Origin of the sequence: Candidatus Nebulibacter yamunensis, from assembly GCF_024208055.1 — a bacterium.
Lineage (GTDB): Bacteria > Pseudomonadota > Gammaproteobacteria > Francisellales > Francisellaceae > Caedibacter > Caedibacter lacustris.
In genome coordinates this window covers 14,210-28,915 of sequence record NZ_JAMBMW010000016.1, presented here as the reverse complement: position 1 = coordinate 28,915, position 14,706 = coordinate 14,210, and the positions used below count along the sequence as shown (strand labels likewise).

General features: G+C 34.7%; 12 protein-coding genes. 9 read left to right on the top strand and 3 right to left on the bottom strand.

Going from position 1 to position 14,706, the window contains the following annotated elements; all coding sequences use genetic code 11:
• Positions 1–51 precede the first annotated feature (51 nt).
• The 3 genes from mnmG (at position 52) to M1V25_RS07620 (ending at position 3,446) form a co-directional block, all read left to right on the top strand.
• The gene (gene mnmG, locus M1V25_RS07630) at positions 52–1,953 is read left to right on the top strand and encodes a tRNA uridine-5-carboxymethylaminomethyl(34) synthesis enzyme MnmG (RefSeq protein ID WP_498842909.1); all 1,902 of its coding nucleotides are present in this window, start codon (positions 52–54) and stop codon (positions 1,951–1,953) included.
• A 9-nt stretch (positions 1,954–1,962) separates the two neighbouring features.
• Positions 1,963–2,382, top strand: coding sequence for a hypothetical protein (locus M1V25_RS07625; RefSeq protein ID WP_116964116.1), 420 nt, complete (start codon positions 1,963–1,965; stop codon positions 2,380–2,382).
• A gap of 278 nt (positions 2,383–2,660) precedes the next feature.
• Entirely contained in the window at positions 2,661–3,446 is a 786-nt protein-coding gene (locus M1V25_RS07620) for a response regulator transcription factor (protein ID WP_116964117.1), read from the top strand.
• Between the two features lie 350 nt (positions 3,447–3,796).
• On the opposite strand, the gene M1V25_RS07615 is transcribed toward M1V25_RS07620, so the two are convergent.
• Genes M1V25_RS07615 through M1V25_RS07605 form a run of 3 tightly spaced genes read right to left on the bottom strand, consistent with a single transcriptional unit; the run spans position 3,797 to position 8,125 of the window.
• Entirely contained in the window at positions 3,797–5,980 is a 2,184-nt protein-coding gene (locus tag M1V25_RS07615; protein WP_498842897.1) for a biotin/lipoyl-containing protein, read from the bottom strand.
• A 4-nt stretch (positions 5,981–5,984) separates the two neighbouring features.
• On the bottom strand, positions 5,985–7,325 hold the full coding sequence (locus M1V25_RS07610; RefSeq protein ID WP_498842896.1) for an efflux RND transporter periplasmic adaptor subunit: 1,341 nt from the start codon (positions 7,323–7,325) through the stop codon (positions 5,985–5,987).
• 2 nt (positions 7,326–7,327) lie between these two features.
• Positions 7,328–8,125: an efflux RND transporter periplasmic adaptor subunit gene (locus tag M1V25_RS07605; protein WP_116964120.1), complete on the bottom strand. Its 798-nt coding sequence runs from the start codon at positions 8,123–8,125 to the stop codon at positions 7,328–7,330.
• Between the two features lie 211 nt (positions 8,126–8,336).
• On the opposite strand from M1V25_RS07605, the gene M1V25_RS07600 reads away from it, so the two are divergent.
• The 6 genes from M1V25_RS07600 to M1V25_RS07575 all read left to right on the top strand — a co-directional run bounded on the left by M1V25_RS07600 (position 8,337) and on the right by M1V25_RS07575 (position 14,645).
• Positions 8,337–8,780, top strand: a complete 444-nt coding sequence (locus tag M1V25_RS07600; RefSeq protein WP_116964121.1) for a PACE efflux transporter — start codon at positions 8,337–8,339, stop codon at positions 8,778–8,780.
• Positions 8,781–8,857: 77 nt separating this feature from the next.
• A complete protein-coding gene (locus M1V25_RS07595) occupies positions 8,858–9,526 on the top strand; it encodes a response regulator (protein ID WP_498842895.1) in 669 nt (222 codons plus the stop codon).
• 87 nt (positions 9,527–9,613) lie between these two features.
• Entirely contained in the window at positions 9,614–11,716 is a 2,103-nt protein-coding gene (locus tag M1V25_RS07590) for a helix-hairpin-helix domain-containing protein (protein WP_498842894.1), read from the top strand.
• A gap of 73 nt (positions 11,717–11,789) precedes the next feature.
• Entirely contained in the window at positions 11,790–12,974 is a 1,185-nt protein-coding gene (locus tag M1V25_RS07585; RefSeq protein ID WP_116964124.1) for a trans-sulfuration enzyme family protein, read from the top strand.
• Positions 12,955–13,599, top strand: a complete 645-nt coding sequence (locus M1V25_RS07580; RefSeq protein ID WP_192877943.1) for a BON domain-containing protein — start codon at positions 12,955–12,957, stop codon at positions 13,597–13,599. The genes M1V25_RS07585 and M1V25_RS07580 overlap by 20 nt, the downstream gene beginning before the upstream one ends.
• The gene (locus tag M1V25_RS07575) at positions 13,599–14,645 is read left to right on the top strand and encodes a bifunctional nicotinamide-nucleotide adenylyltransferase/Nudix hydroxylase (RefSeq protein ID WP_498842893.1); all 1,047 of its coding nucleotides are present in this window, start codon (positions 13,599–13,601) and stop codon (positions 14,643–14,645) included. The genes M1V25_RS07580 and M1V25_RS07575 overlap by 1 nt, the downstream gene beginning before the upstream one ends.
• The last annotated feature ends 61 nt before the right edge of the window (positions 14,646–14,706 follow it).

Sequence of the window (14,706 nt, the reverse complement as noted above, 5' to 3'; positions counted from 1 at the left end):
TATAGCTTAAACTTCAAGCAACCAAAATTGAAAGAAAAATAGACTCTTATGATGTTTTATCCACACACTTTTGATGTCATCGTCGTTGGTGGCGGACATGCAGGAACGGAAGCTGCTGCTGCTGCTGCTCGTATGGGAGCAACTACTTTATTGCTAACGCATAATATTGAAACACTAGGGCAAATGTCCTGTAATCCTGCAATTGGGGGCATTGGGAAAGGACATCTTGTCAAAGAAATCGATGCTTTAGGCGGTATCATGGCTAAAGCAATTGACAAAGCTGGTATTCAATTTCGTACCTTAAATGCCCGTAAAGGTCCTGCTGTGCGTGCAACACGTGCTCAAGCTGATAGAACACTTTATAAGTTAGCCATACGCAACATCGTTGAAAATCAAAAAAACCTATCCATTTTCCAACAACCGGTTGATGACCTAATCATAGAAAATGATCAAGTGACAGGTGTTGTTACCCAAATGGGATTAAGCTTTCGAGCCAAAACTGTTATTCTAACTGTTGGTACGTTTTTAGGTGGAAAGATCCATATTGGATTTAATAATTACCAAGGTGGACGCGCTGGTGACCAACCAGCTAACGCATTAGCACAAAAATTGCGTGCTTTAACGTTTAATGTTGCGCGTCTTAAAACAGGCACCCCTCCTAGAATTGATAAGCGCACAGTTGATTTTTCTGTTATGGCGATTCAAGCTGGAGATGATCCTATTCCATATTTTTCATTTTTTAGTAAAGGTGATGAACACCCCATACAGGTGCCTTGTCATATCACCTACACTAACCTTAAAACGCATGACATTATTCTTAAAAACCTAGATCGCTCCGCAATGTATGGTGGAATGATCGATGGGATAGGACCCCGTTATTGCCCTTCTATTGAGGATAAGGTGGTGCGCTTTGCTGATAAAGATCGACATCAAATCTTTGTTGAGCCAGAAGGCTTAGACAGTATTGAGCTCTATCCAAACGGAATGTCAACGTCGTTACCATTTGATGTGCAACTTGAGTTTATCCGAAGTATTAAAGGCTTTGAGAACGCTTATATCACGCGTCCAGGTTATGCTATTGAATATGATTTTTTTGATCCTCGTGGACTCCTACCAAGTTTGGAAACCAAACGTGTTGAAAATTTATTTTTCGCAGGACAAATTAATGGCACAACAGGTTATGAAGAAGCTGCTGCTCAAGGCGTAATCGCAGGATTAAATGCTGCATTAAAAGTCCAAAAAAAACCAAGCTGGTCACCAAAAAGAAATGATGCCTATATAGGTGTGCTAATTGATGATTTAATAACAAAAGGGACACAAGAACCTTATCGCATGTTTACTTCACGTGCCGAGTATCGCTTGGTTTTGCGTGAGGATAATGCAGATGCACGTTTATGTCTAAAAGCCATTGAGCTTGGTTTATTAAGTGAAGAAGACAAGCGTAATTTTTTAGCCAAGTTACAAACAATTGAAGTAGAAACTGCACGCTTAAAGTCGGTATGGATTTCGCCTAAGAGTACTAAAGCAGAAAAACTAGAAGTGTTATTAGGTAAGCCAATGAGTAAAGAAAGTAATTTATTTGACTTATTAAAGCGTCCTGAACTTGACTATCAAAGTCTTACTAATATTACCGAGTTAGGTGAGTTTATAGATCACACCCAAGCAATTGAGCAAATTGAAATTTCAGCTAAATACGCAGGCTATATTGATAGACAAAATGAAGAAATTCTAGTAATGCAAGCACTAGAAAACGCACATATTCCAAAAGATTTCGACTACCAAAAAGTTTCAAGTCTATCTAATGAAGTCAGGCAAAAGCTAGACAATCAACGCCCATCCACTTTAGGAGAAGCATCTCGTATTCAAGGTATAACGCCAGCCGCAATTTCACTGTTAACGATTTACATGAAAAAACTTGGTTTCATAAAAAAACAAGACATACCAACTATCTAGGGAGAAACAATGATCTGGCAAAACATAAAACTCAGTATCAAAAGTATTCTTGTTGCCAGTATGATTTTACTTATTATAGGCTGTGCTACAACTGCAAAATACAGGGCCATTTTAGATCAATGGCATGAACAGTCTATTGATGATTTTGTTCACATGTGGGGTTATCCAAATAATACACTTAAACTTGAGGATAATAAGACAGCTTATGTCTATAGTGACAAACAAATTGTCAGTACCCCTCTTAACCAAATGCCAACAAATATTACAACTGTTCAAAATGGAAATAATACAACCATAATTTCAACACCTGGTGCGATTATTGGAGGTCAAACCTATTCCTTATCCTGTACAACGTGGATTGTATTTGATAACAAAACAAAAAAAATTGTCAATACAACCTTTCGAGGTAATAACTGTATTGCTTATTAATTCTATCTTTAATTTTTAAATAAAATTTAAACGCTTTAATTTCATCCTAATTTTAAAGGCTACAAAATGGATTGCCAAAATAAGAAAACATCGACTTATTAATTTCATTAAAGCTAAAATATAGAATTAATTACCATTTTTTATGATAAATATGTTTTTAGCATGGAAATACTGCAACTTTTTAAATATAATCGGCTTTAAAGTGATCATTAAGCATTTATGAAATTGCTTTGTGATTTTTTGGGAGAACCATTAATAAACGGTGATGAGAGAGAAAAATGAAAGAAGACAATGTTATTTTATTAGTTAGTACAAATCAAGACGATATAATAGCGCTAGAAAATTTACTTCAACGTTATTTGTTCCAAACAATAGCATGCTCATCGGGCGCTAATGCCCTAGAAATCTTGAGCACTCACAAAAATATTAAACTTGTTATATTGGACGTCTTATTACCAGATATGTATGGTATCGAAGTTTGCAAAAACATTCGTGAACGCAATCCTAATATGGCTATTATTTTTGTTTCAAAAATAACAGATGCTACAGAAGTTGTTTTATGCTTTGAAGCAGGAGCTGATGACTATATTGAAACTCCTTATAATCAGCATATACTTATGGCACGCATTAAATCAAAACTCCGTGACCGCAATACACATCATACACCTTATGCAATCACTGGTTCTGTCAAAATTGATGAGCTTAACATTAATGATTATATGCAAATTCAATTTGGTAAATGGGCTTACTATCCGCGTAAATCTTTGGTAACCCATCCAGATCAAGATGAAATTTACTTAACTGATAAAGAAGGTGCTCTGCTTAAGTTATTACTTTCTGATCCAAGCAAAACTTTTATGCGCGAAGAAATTGCCAAATATTTGAACCTTAACATAAAAGAAAGCATGATACGTGATGTTAATATCCACGTTCATCGTTTACGTAATAAACTGACTCAAGGACACAACTCAAGCTCACCGATTAAGGCTGTGCGTTCTCAAGGTTATACACTTGATTCTTATTTAACTTATATCTATGACGGCAAAGAGGTTTCCTGCTTATAATCTTTGGTTTTTTTAATGATGGAGCTCTGTCTTCTTGTACAGAGTGGCTGAACATATGACTGTGTTATAATTTATAGTTGTAACGTATTTGTCACATATTTTATAAAATGTACAAACTATCAAATCAGAAATGAACTTGCTGTGGAAATTGGTTATTGTAAAAAAAATCATTTAAACAATAACGTATCTGCCGCCCTGTCCAATCCTTTACTCGCACTCAGACACGTTTTTAAGTACATCCCTATTCAATTAAAAGCACTTGAATTTTAACGTATAGACAACCTGTTTTTATTGAACAAGAAAACTAGAGAACGAGATAAAATAAGACTAATCCCATCGTGGTGATTCTCTTAAAACCCACTTTCTTTGACCCATAAAATAAGGATTTGTTGCCATAAACTTGCAGCTAAAGACTTTCTTGCAATATTAATAAAGACTTTACCTCGAACGACGTGGGACAAATTATATTGAGGTGAAGCCGTTGGCTTTAATAATAAAAGGAAAATGCTTTCCTGAGGAGTCAGTTTTCCTTCATTGTCAGGCTTTACTGCAATGCTACCACCAAAGATTGAAGCGTGATATGTGCTAAGAGGAACTGCTTTATGAATATAGCTAAGGTTAGCCTTATTTTGATTTTGTGACAGTAATAGACTTGCATGGGAGCTTATGATTTGCGTAATAATCACAGGAGTTTTAGTAAAATCGATGTTTTCAGGTACGAAATATCCGCTTTGATTATTGGTGAGTTTATCGTATTTTTTGGTATCGATATAAGCATGAAGTTGAATTTGATCTTTATTGACAAGCATCATTAGTGCTTGTTTGGCTTTTAGCCATGCTCCAATTTGTAAATCTTCAGATAATGACTCTACAACCCCATCGAATGGTGCATAAAAGTACAATTTTTCCTGTTCTTTTTGTAATTGATTAAGCTCTGTTTGAGTTTGACTGATTTGAGTCATAAGAACTTGTTGTTGTTCAAGCTGAGTTTGAAAATGGACGATATTACGTTGTTGCCACTTAAGTTGTATAAGCTTTTGTTTAGTTTGTACAATTTTAAAATTTAACTTATCAGATTCTAGAACTGCTAAAAGCTCACCTTTCTTGATTGTTTGTCCTTTTTTAACGTATATATTGACGACTTTTGCACCTATCTCAGTGTAGAAGGTTTGTGTTTGATATGACATGGTAGCAGGTAAGGAAATTTGGCTTTGCCAAGGGGTGAAAAAAATCAATATGAGTAACAATAGGATAGAAGTTAAAATAATAGTATGCTTATTAAGTTTAATTCTGCTTTTAATGGTCCACCAAACCTTTAATTCACGATAAATAGGATGTAAGATAAAATAAATGATTTCAATTGCAAAAAGGATAATCCCTAGTGCTTTAAAAAATAGGTGATAAACCATTAAAGCAATACCAAAAAATAGAAAAAAACGATAAATCCAATTTAGAATTGCATAAGTGATGAGGATGTGTTGCCTAGAGATATTAAAATATTCTGGCATCGGTGCATTTAGTCCAAAGAGTATTTCTCTGATTTTCCATCTTGTTAGAGCAAAACTTCTGGTTTGAAGGTTTCGCATACTCAAAATATCAGATAGAACATGATAGCCATCAAACCTTAAAAAAGGACTGATATTGATCAAATAGGTTGTCATTAAGCTATATGTTGCAAGAAAGAAACAGATACTTTTAAGTGCGCCTTCTGGAAATAGAAGCCATGCCCACAAAGCAAAAATAGCTATATAAGTTTCTGTAATAACGCCAGCTAGTGCAATCGTAATACGTTCTTTCGGGTCGTTGACTTTCCAGCTTTCCCCTGTGTCAGTGTAAAGCATAGGGAACATAACAAGAAAGGCAACTCCCATTACAGGCACGTTAAGAGCAAATTTTTTACACATTAAAGCATGACCTAGTTCATGGCAGCTTTTGGCAAAAATTAACGCAATGGCATAAAGTAAAATATATTCAATTGAAAATAAAGCAAAAAAAGTATTGGTAAACTGATCCCATTCGCGCAAAGTAAAGATAAGTGCAAATATTCCAAGAAATGTCATGATAAAAGCAAACGTTTTACCAAGCATAAAGCGAAAATAAGGATAGATTCTATCTAAAAACTTATTAGGTTTAACAAGTGGAACTCGAAAGAATAAATAATTTTTAACAAGCCATAAAAACCAGTTACTCTTTTTAAGAGATTGAATTTTATTGATACTTTTTAATATGGGGTAGTTTTGCTCAATTAGGCAGTTTTGTGATAAAAACTTAAGCATTTGACTTAAATCTTCTTCAGAAATTTGTGCTAAGGATTTACTTTTTATATCTTTAATAAACTCAGCAGGTGGGACGCTTTGCCAATAGTGTAAAATTTCATGTTCTTTCCAACCTAAATGAAAAAAGCGATTATTTAATGTGTCTTGAACAATCCAAGTTGGGCTGTTATTAAAATCCATACCTCCTTTCTCTAAGGTAACTCCTAAGCGAAGGGATGGAAGTATTTCTGGTAGTTCTGTCATATTTTGCATTTGCATAGTGTTACCACCCAAAGAATTGTCTTAGCGTTGTGATCGGTTTTCTAAATAAGTAATAGAATAAACTTACATTTTCCCCCATTAACTTGGCGGTTCCTTGACTACCAATTTTAGGAAGTGATTGATTGGAATCAAGGTAAGCAATGACTTGATAAGCAAGCACTTGAGAAGGTGTAATAGTAGCTTCGAAACTTGAATATTCAATTATGCCATAAACAGGGTTAAGTGGATCAGCATTTAAAAATAGCTTAACTTTATCACCCTTTTGAAAGTTAATTGCATCAGATACAGGTAACCAAATTTCGATTTCGATTTGATTAGGAATAGCAACTTGCATAACGTTTTCACCCGTGACAACTGGTTTACCAATCCATTGATTGGGAGTGTCAATAATAGCGATACCATCTATTGTGCTTCTTACATAAGATTCTTCAATCAAATGACGCGTATAATTAACCTCTAATGCTTTTTCTTGCATTTGAGCTTGTAAAACTTGAATTTCAGCACGTTTTTCTATGTCCTGGTAACTACTTTGAACAGCTGTTTTGTATTTTGCTGTTGCAGTGGCAAGTTCTTTTTGAGCAAGCTCATTAGCATTGACTAAATCACGCTTATCCATATCAAACAAAATTTCGCCTCTACGCACATATTGCTCAGGCATGACAGCAATATTTTCAATTACGCCTTCCATTGGTACAGTAATAATTGCAGGATCCTTGGCAATAATAGAAGCAGGTGCTAAAACGCTTTGTGGTACACGAATGAACATAGCACTCAGAATGATAACAATGAACAACCAAACAAGGCGTCTTCGTTTGCTTTTGAAGTAATATTTAATTCTGCCCAACAAGCCATTTGGTTTGCTTAAGTGTGACCATGCTTGATTGTATGAAAGAGAAATCCAATCGAATTGTTTTAGTTCATTTTCATTTAACATATCTGGGTTTAACAGAATGACCCCACCAATAATATCTTTATTAAGATTGCGAAAGAAATAGATATGAGCATACTTTGCAAGTGGTTCAAGCCATCTTGTTGCAACAGCTTCTGCTACATCATCAATATTTAGAATCAGTAGATCTTTACTTTGATCATAATGGGTAATAATTTTGCTAATAAATTGATTAGCTGAAATTTGATAAGGACTGGTACCGTTGAGTTGGGTGATACCTGAGACACTCAAAATTTTTATGTTTTTATTTTGCCAAGAATTCCACACAATAGCACGTTGATATTCAGCAACAAGTTTGGTTTGGTGCGCGATAAAAAAAGCAAGTTCATTTAAAGTGTGGATTTCACGCATTTCTTGTTGTAAAGAGAGTAAATTAGCTAATACATCTTTCATTTTTAACCCTCTTTTCTATCAGTCACTTTATTTATTTTAAAATGAGCAATTCCACTCATACCTGAGAAAAGCATATCCGTGTTGAGAGTGGATGATTCATCATTTTTAACAAGTTTGCCATAAACTAAAATTGATTGGCTTGCTGGATCTATTTGACTAACAATTTTAATAACTTGACCAGTAAGTTTTATATTAGGTAGCTCCTCTAACATTAAACTAAAGTTCGTCCCAATATGAATTTTGCTTAACCATGAAGACGGTATGTACATTTTGACTTCAAGCTCTCGATTATCAACGATTTCAAGCAATGGATCATCTGTTTTAACCATTTCATTTTCTTGAGCGGATTGATGAACGACTTCACCGTTATAAGGTGCAATAATTTGGCATTGACGTTGCTGGAATAAAATGATATCGAGGTCGGCTTTAGCAATCTCAGACTGACTTTTTGCTTTTGCCAAATCCATTTTACTGGCTGAGTTTAGACGCATAAGTTCAGTTGTACTTTGTAATAAAGCATCAGCCGCCTCAAGCTCAGCGCGAGCACGTAGCATTTTGAGGTCAATTTCTTCACAATCAAATTGTAAAAGTACCTCTCCTTTTTTAAAGACATCTCCTGGTCGAAAATAAATTTTTTGAATAGTCCCTGTCATTGGACTAGAAAGAGAAGCTTTGTTAATTGGGAAAACAGAGGCATATGTGCTTTGTTCGCCGGCATCGGTAAGTTGTTGAAAAGGGGTTATGCCATAAGAAAAACTAAGCAACATAAACAAGGAGATAAATAAACTGCATGATTTCATAATCGTGACTTCCTTTTATTTGAGGCAGTTTTAATATGATTATTAGTTTAGATCAGCGTTTTTATTTGTACAATAGAAAATAACTTTTTGTTATGTAAGTATTTAGCGATAATCATACATATAGGCGCATATTTAATACGTTTTTCTCTTAAGATGGAGTATGCTAGTATGAGTTCTAACAAATGTCGATAATGCAAAATAAGGATAAATAATGCAAGTTAAAGGTTTCAGTTTAGCAACACGTGTCATTCATATGATTGGCTTTGAAATATTTGCTATTGTTATTTTCGCACCTTTAGCTGCTTTTATATTAGATAAGGGAATAATAGAAATAGGTGCTTTAGGCATATTCACTTCGCTTATTGCTATGTTTTGGAACTTTATTTATAACTGGGTGTTTGACGTTTGGGAAGTGCGACTTGGCAAGGATAGGTTTAACCGTAGCGTGATAACAAGATGTATACATGTATTATTGTTTGAATTAGGTCTTTTTATTGTCACCATTCCACTTGTTGCATTTTGGTTAGATATGACACTTTTGCAAGCGTTTTTAATTGATATTGCTTTTGTGGCTTTCTTTTTAATCTATGCTTTTGTTTATAACTGGATATTCGATCTTCTATACTTAAAACTTGTACGCAAAGTAAGCATTTAAATTTGTATAAAATAATCATTATTTAGCACCTTTAGTGTTACCATCTTACGATTATCAAAAACCTATCAGTAGGAAAAATGATGCAAATTTTAGTTGTAGAAGACGATATTATGTTAGGTGAAGGAATAGTTGAAGGCTTAAAGCAGCATAACTACGCTGTAGATTTGATGCAAGATGGGAAAATGGCAGAAATGGCATTAGATACTGAACCGTATGATGCAGTTGTTATGGATATTGGCTTACCTTTTAAAGATGGCATTTCGATTGTAAAAAGCATACGTGCTAAGGGAAACTCAGTTCCAGTTTTACTATTAACCGCGCGTGATGCAATTGATGATCGTGTGCGTGGATTAGATTCAGGCGCTGATGATTATTTAACAAAACCCTTTGATTTATCAGAGCTTTTAGCAAGAATGCGTGCATTGGTACGTCGTTCAGCTGGACGGAGCGATCCTAAAATTAAGTTTGAAGAGTTAGAGCTTGATCCTGCAGCACAAACTGTAACAGTAAGCGGTGAGTTTGTAAAACTTTCAAGAAGAGAATTTGCGTTACTTGAATGCTTGTTAGAAAATACAGGAAAGGTGGTTTCTAAAACGAAGTTGCTTGAAAAATTATATGGTTGGGATGAAGAAGTAGATTCTAATACCCTAGAAGTACATATTCATAATGTACGTAAGAAAATTCAGAATAAATATATAAAAACGTTACGAGGCGTTGGTTATATTGTACAAAAACCAACAGCATAAGCAATAAACCAAGTAAATCAGTGGACTTTAGACATAAAATCATTGAAGATAACCACCATTGATTTGATGGTGTTTATTCTTTAGGTTATGAACTTACAACTGCTGACTCAAAAGGGTGCACTGAGCTTAAGTGCAGTTAACAATATTATTAAGCTTCTTGATGAAGGTGCAACGATTCCGTTTATTGCACGTTATCGCAAAGAAGCAACCGATGGTATAACGGATGCCCAGCTTCGTGATTTTTATGCGCAATATCAATATTTACAAAAACTCGATGTGCGTAGAGAAGAAATTATCAATATTTTACAAGAGCGTGAACTTTACAATAATGAGTTACAAACTGTATTACACAATGCGCAAACCTTGACTGATCTTGAAGATATTTACCAACCTTTTAAGCAAAAGCGTAATACTCGTGCTCAGCTAGCTATTGATAAAGGGCTACAAGCATTGGCTGACCGACTTATGAAAGCTTATGATAGTATTGATGATTTTTATGAGCAAGCGGCACGGTTTGTAAAAGAAAAAGTGACTACTATTGAAGAAGCTATTCAAGGTGCTATGGATATTGCAGCAGAATACTATGCGGATAATCCTAAAGAACGTGCCTTTGTTCGCGATCAAGTGTCACAATTTGGTCAAATGCAGATTAAAATAACAAGAAGCTGTGATAAGAATGGTAACTTTTTCCAATTTGATCAATATCAGTCAAATATTAATAAGATTCCAGCTCATAGATTATTGGCGATTTTTAGAGGCGTTACTGAAAAAGAATTAAGCCTTAAGATTGAAATTGATCATGAACGTTACAAAGAAAATATGGAACGTCATAAACTACCTAAAAATGCAGCTGGTGTATCTTCAATTTTGCTTGATGCCTATTATGATGGTTATAAGCGTTTGTTGTATCCTGCTATTGAGCGCGAGATCATAAATGATTTAAAAGAAAAAGCCGAAAGTTCAGCGATGAATGTTTTTGCTGGAAATTTAGCTCAGTTATTAATGACTCCAGCTGTTCAATCACAAGCGATTTTAGGTGTTGATCCTGGTTTTAAAACAGGCGCTAAGCTTGCGGTGATTAACCAAGAAGGAATGTATCTTGATCATGCAATTATTTATCCTGTGGCACCTTTTAATAAGGTTCAAGAGGCAAATACTGTTGTTACTAAATTAGTCAATAAATATAAAATTGATACCATTGCGATAGGTAATGGGACAGCTTCAAGAGAATTACAAGACTTTTTTGCTCAGTATAATAAAGCGCTAAAAGTGGGACTTCGTTATACAGTGGTATCAGAAGCAGGTGCTTCAGTTTATTCAGCTTCAAAGCTTGCAGAAGAGGAATATCCAGATTTAGATGTAACAATCAGGGGTGCTATTTCTATTGCTCAACGTTTACAAAACCCAATGGCAACACTTGTTAAGATTGACCCTAAGTCCTTAGGTATTGGTCAATATCAGCACGATGTTGATCAAAAAAAATTAGCACAAAAGTTACATGATATCACTGAAGCCGTGGTAAATAATGTGGGTGTCAATCTGAATACGGCCTCTTATGTTTTATTGTCGTATGTATCAGGTATAAATACACGTTTGGCAAAAGAAATTGTCAGTTATCGTAATAAATATGGTGCTTTTACAAGTGTTGAAGAATTAAAAAAAATCAAAGGATTGGGCGACAAAACATTTGAACAATGTTCAGGTTTTATGCGTATCCCAAATGCCAAAAACATATTAGATAACACTGGTGTTCATCCTGAAAATTATAGTGTTGCAACAGCGGTTCTTAAAGAGATATCAAATGGGAAGTTTGAGCAAATAAACATTGTAAGTTTTGCTAAGCGATATAATATTGGCGAAGAGACTTTAAAGGATATTATTAAAGAACTTAAAAAGCCAGGATTTGATCCTCGTAATGAACTACCAGCTGTGAGCTTTAGTGCGAATGTACTGACGATTGAAAATTTACAAGTTGGGACATCTGTATCAGGTGTAGTACGCAATATCACAGACTTTGGGGTTTTTGTGGATATTGGTTTAAAAAATGATGGGATGATCCACATTTCTGAATTAAGCCAAAAGCGTGTTAATCATCCTACAGAAATCGTAAGCTTAAATGAGCAATTATCAGGAGTTAAAGTGATTTTTGTTGATGTTGAGCGCCAACGTGTGGGGTTAAGTTTAAAATAAGGTAAGTTTAGATATTATGACCCTTTTCTTATTGATATAACAACAACTAATTATTGTAAGTAGCAAAAAAAAGATGAATAGAATAACGCGTTTACTACACCTTGAAAATAACGATGCTTATCAAGCTATGAGCATGCCTATTTATCAAGTTAGCACTTTTAATCAACATAATACAGATACATTTGAATATTCTCGTATCCAAAATCCAACTCGTCGCTATCTGGAAGCACAACTGGCGATTTTAGATGAAGCAGATGGTGCTTTTGCCTTGAGTAGTGGATTATCTGCACTTAATGTGACCTTAGGTTTACTTAAAGTAGGGGATGAGATCATTGTAGGTTGTGATTTTTATGCAGGAATTTCATTTATTCTCGAAGAGATGTGCCTAACACGCGGAATTAAGGTAAAGCAATTGGATTTACAAAATCCAGAATCCTTAGAAAAAAATATTAACGAACACACCAAAATGGTCTTATGCGAAACGGTTTCTAATCCTTTACAGAGAGTTACACCTATTTCTGATATTGCGCATATTACTAATCGATATAACATTTGTTTAGTCGTAGACAATTCGTTGATGTCTTCTTATGGATTTATGCCGCTTAACTTTGGTGCAGACATTGCTATACAATCTTCAACCAAGTATTTAGTGGGGCATGCAGATATGACTTCAGGTGTATTGGCTACCAGTCAAAAATACACAGATAAAGTCGTAAAAATTATTCGCCAGACAGGCTATGCTTTGGATCCTTTCCAGTCTTGGTTATTATCTAGAAGCTTAAAAACAATTCATTTACGCATGGATAAGATTCATTATAATACTCAAGTAATTTATCAATATTTAAAAAATACAGGTTTATTTAAAGCAATTTATTATTGTGGTGATGAAAGTCAAAAATATGCCACTTGGCTTATTAATAACAGTATTACTTTAGGTGGCTTGATTGGCGTTGAATGCCACGACCAAGTTCAATTTGATCATTTGTATGAAAAGCTTAAAGCATATTTTCCCAAAACGGTAAGCTTTGGTGCTGTACATAGTTCATTAAGCCATCCAGCTACCATGTCACATAAAGAGACACATAAATTGCAACAAATTCGCTTACAAGTTTCACCATGGTTGTTAAGATTATCTATCGGTTGTGAAGCAGTAGAAGATACACTTACGGTATTTCAGGAATTTATGAATGAAAATAAAAGCAGTCAACAAGCTAAAAGAAGTAAGCAACCTAAGCAAAGTGAAAAAGTTAATAGTTAATGTAGCTAGCTTAAGTATTTTAATGAACATGCTTAGTGCATGTGCACCTGTTATTATTGCAGGGGCGGGGGCTGCAATTGTAGGTGCGAATGTAGTAGGTAGTAGCGTAGATAGCAAAACGAATGTATCAGATAAGAGCATTCAATTTAAAGCGATCTCATTATTAAATGATTACCCTGAGCTTACAGGGAATTCAAACGTTGAACCAGTTGTGTTTAATCATATTTTATTGCTGATTGGTCAGGTCTTGACAGAAAGTTTGAAAGCTGAGCTTGCTAATAGAATGGCTAAGATTCCTGGTGTGAAGGTAGTTTATAACCAACTAACTATCGGGGAGACGGTTGGTATTGGTGGTTATCTTTCTGATAGCTGGATCACCTCAAAAGTAATTTCAGCATTGATTTCAAGCGGTGTTAACAGCTTAAAGTTTAAAGTGGTAACAGAAAAAGGTGTTGTCTATATATTGGGTGTGGTTACAAAAGCTGAAGGTGCTCGTGCATCAGCAATTGCTACAAATGTACCAGGTGTGCAAAAAGTCATTGAAGTTTATGACTATGTATTAGCGCCACAACCTGAGCCAACAAGTGATATAGAATACTCAACAATAGAGAAAGGGGCAGCATAATGCAATATTCGTGTGCTGTGTTTATTGGGCGCTTTCAACCTTTTCATATAGGTCATTTGCATAACATACAATATGCACTTAAAATTGCACAAAAACTTATTATTGTTGTTGGTTCCGCATTTAGAGCGCCAAGTATTAAAAATCCATTCTCTTATGAATTACGTAGAAAAATGATCTTATCAGATCTTATTGCTGTGGGTATTGATATATCACGTATTACCATTGTACCAGTGAGTGACTGGTTTTATGATGAAAATGGTTGGAAAGATGAAGTGACATCCTCAGTATATAATCATGTAAGAGCAACTGAAAGTATTGCAATTGTAGGCCATGAAAAAGATGTCAGTAGCTATTACCTTAAATGTTTTCCTAAGTGGTATTATATTAATGTAAACAATTTTAATGGATTTAATGCAACTGATTTTCGGATGAAATTCTTTGGTAAACATAATTTAGATGAGACTTATTTAGTCAATAATTTAGCATTAGATGGTACACGTGAAGCTTTGCGTCAATATATACAAACACCTCTATACCAAGACCTTTGTGATGAATTTGATTACATACAGAGTTATCAACATGCATGGCAAGATGCGCCATATAAACCTATTTTTGTGACAACTGATGCGATGGTGCTGTGCAATAAGCATGTGTTACTCATTCAACGCAAGCTTGTACCTGGGAGAAATCTATGGGCGTTCCCTGGTGGTTTTTTGGATCAGGATGAACGTATAGTGGATGGGATGTTACGCGAGCTTGAAGAAGAAACCAGTATAGACATCAAAAGTTATGAATTTAGTCAAAAACTTATTGCACAAGAGGTATTTGATTATCCTGAACGTTCATTAAGAGGTAGAGTGATTACTCACTTAGGCTTATTTATATTACAAACCGACTCTTTACCAAAATTGCAAGCTCAAGACGATGCAAAATCGGCAAAATGGATAAAGCTTACTAAAGTAATTGAGAAAATGTCTGATTGTTTAATCGATGATCACTACCAAATCATTCGCTTTATGCTTACAAAGTATAAGCTAACGGATTAATCAACATAGGGAAATTACGTTTTTTTTATTATTTTTTATTGATAGTATACTAATTTAAATG

What these genes read in the sequence shown, in the direction of transcription:
- M1V25_RS07610 (WP_498842896.1), bottom strand. Translation starts at nt 7,325, where the DNA reads ATGAAAGATGTATTAGCTAATTTACTCTCTTTACAACAAGAAATGCGT.
- M1V25_RS07600 (WP_116964121.1), top strand. Translation starts at nt 8,337, where the DNA reads ATGCAAGTTAAAGGTTTCAGTTTAGCAACACGTGTCATTCATATGATT.
- M1V25_RS07595 (WP_498842895.1), top strand. Translation starts at nt 8,858, where the DNA reads ATGATGCAAATTTTAGTTGTAGAAGACGATATTATGTTAGGTGAAGGA.
- M1V25_RS07615 (WP_498842897.1), bottom strand. Translation starts at nt 5,980, where the DNA reads ATGCAAATGCAAAATATGACAGAACTACCAGAAATACTTCCATCCCTT.
- M1V25_RS07585 (WP_116964124.1), top strand. Translation starts at nt 11,790, where the DNA reads ATGAATAGAATAACGCGTTTACTACACCTTGAAAATAACGATGCTTAT.
- M1V25_RS07590 (WP_498842894.1), top strand. Translation starts at nt 9,614, where the DNA reads ATGAACTTACAACTGCTGACTCAAAAGGGTGCACTGAGCTTAAGTGCA.
- M1V25_RS07625 (WP_116964116.1), top strand. Translation starts at nt 1,963, where the DNA reads ATGATCTGGCAAAACATAAAACTCAGTATCAAAAGTATTCTTGTTGCC.
- M1V25_RS07575 (WP_498842893.1), top strand. Translation starts at nt 13,599, where the DNA reads ATGCAATATTCGTGTGCTGTGTTTATTGGGCGCTTTCAACCTTTTCAT.
- mnmG (WP_498842909.1), top strand. Translation starts at nt 52, where the DNA reads ATGTTTTATCCACACACTTTTGATGTCATCGTCGTTGGTGGCGGACAT.
- M1V25_RS07605 (WP_116964120.1), bottom strand. Translation starts at nt 8,125, where the DNA reads ATGAAATCATGCAGTTTATTTATCTCCTTGTTTATGTTGCTTAGTTTT.
- M1V25_RS07620 (WP_116964117.1), top strand. Translation starts at nt 2,661, where the DNA reads ATGAAAGAAGACAATGTTATTTTATTAGTTAGTACAAATCAAGACGAT.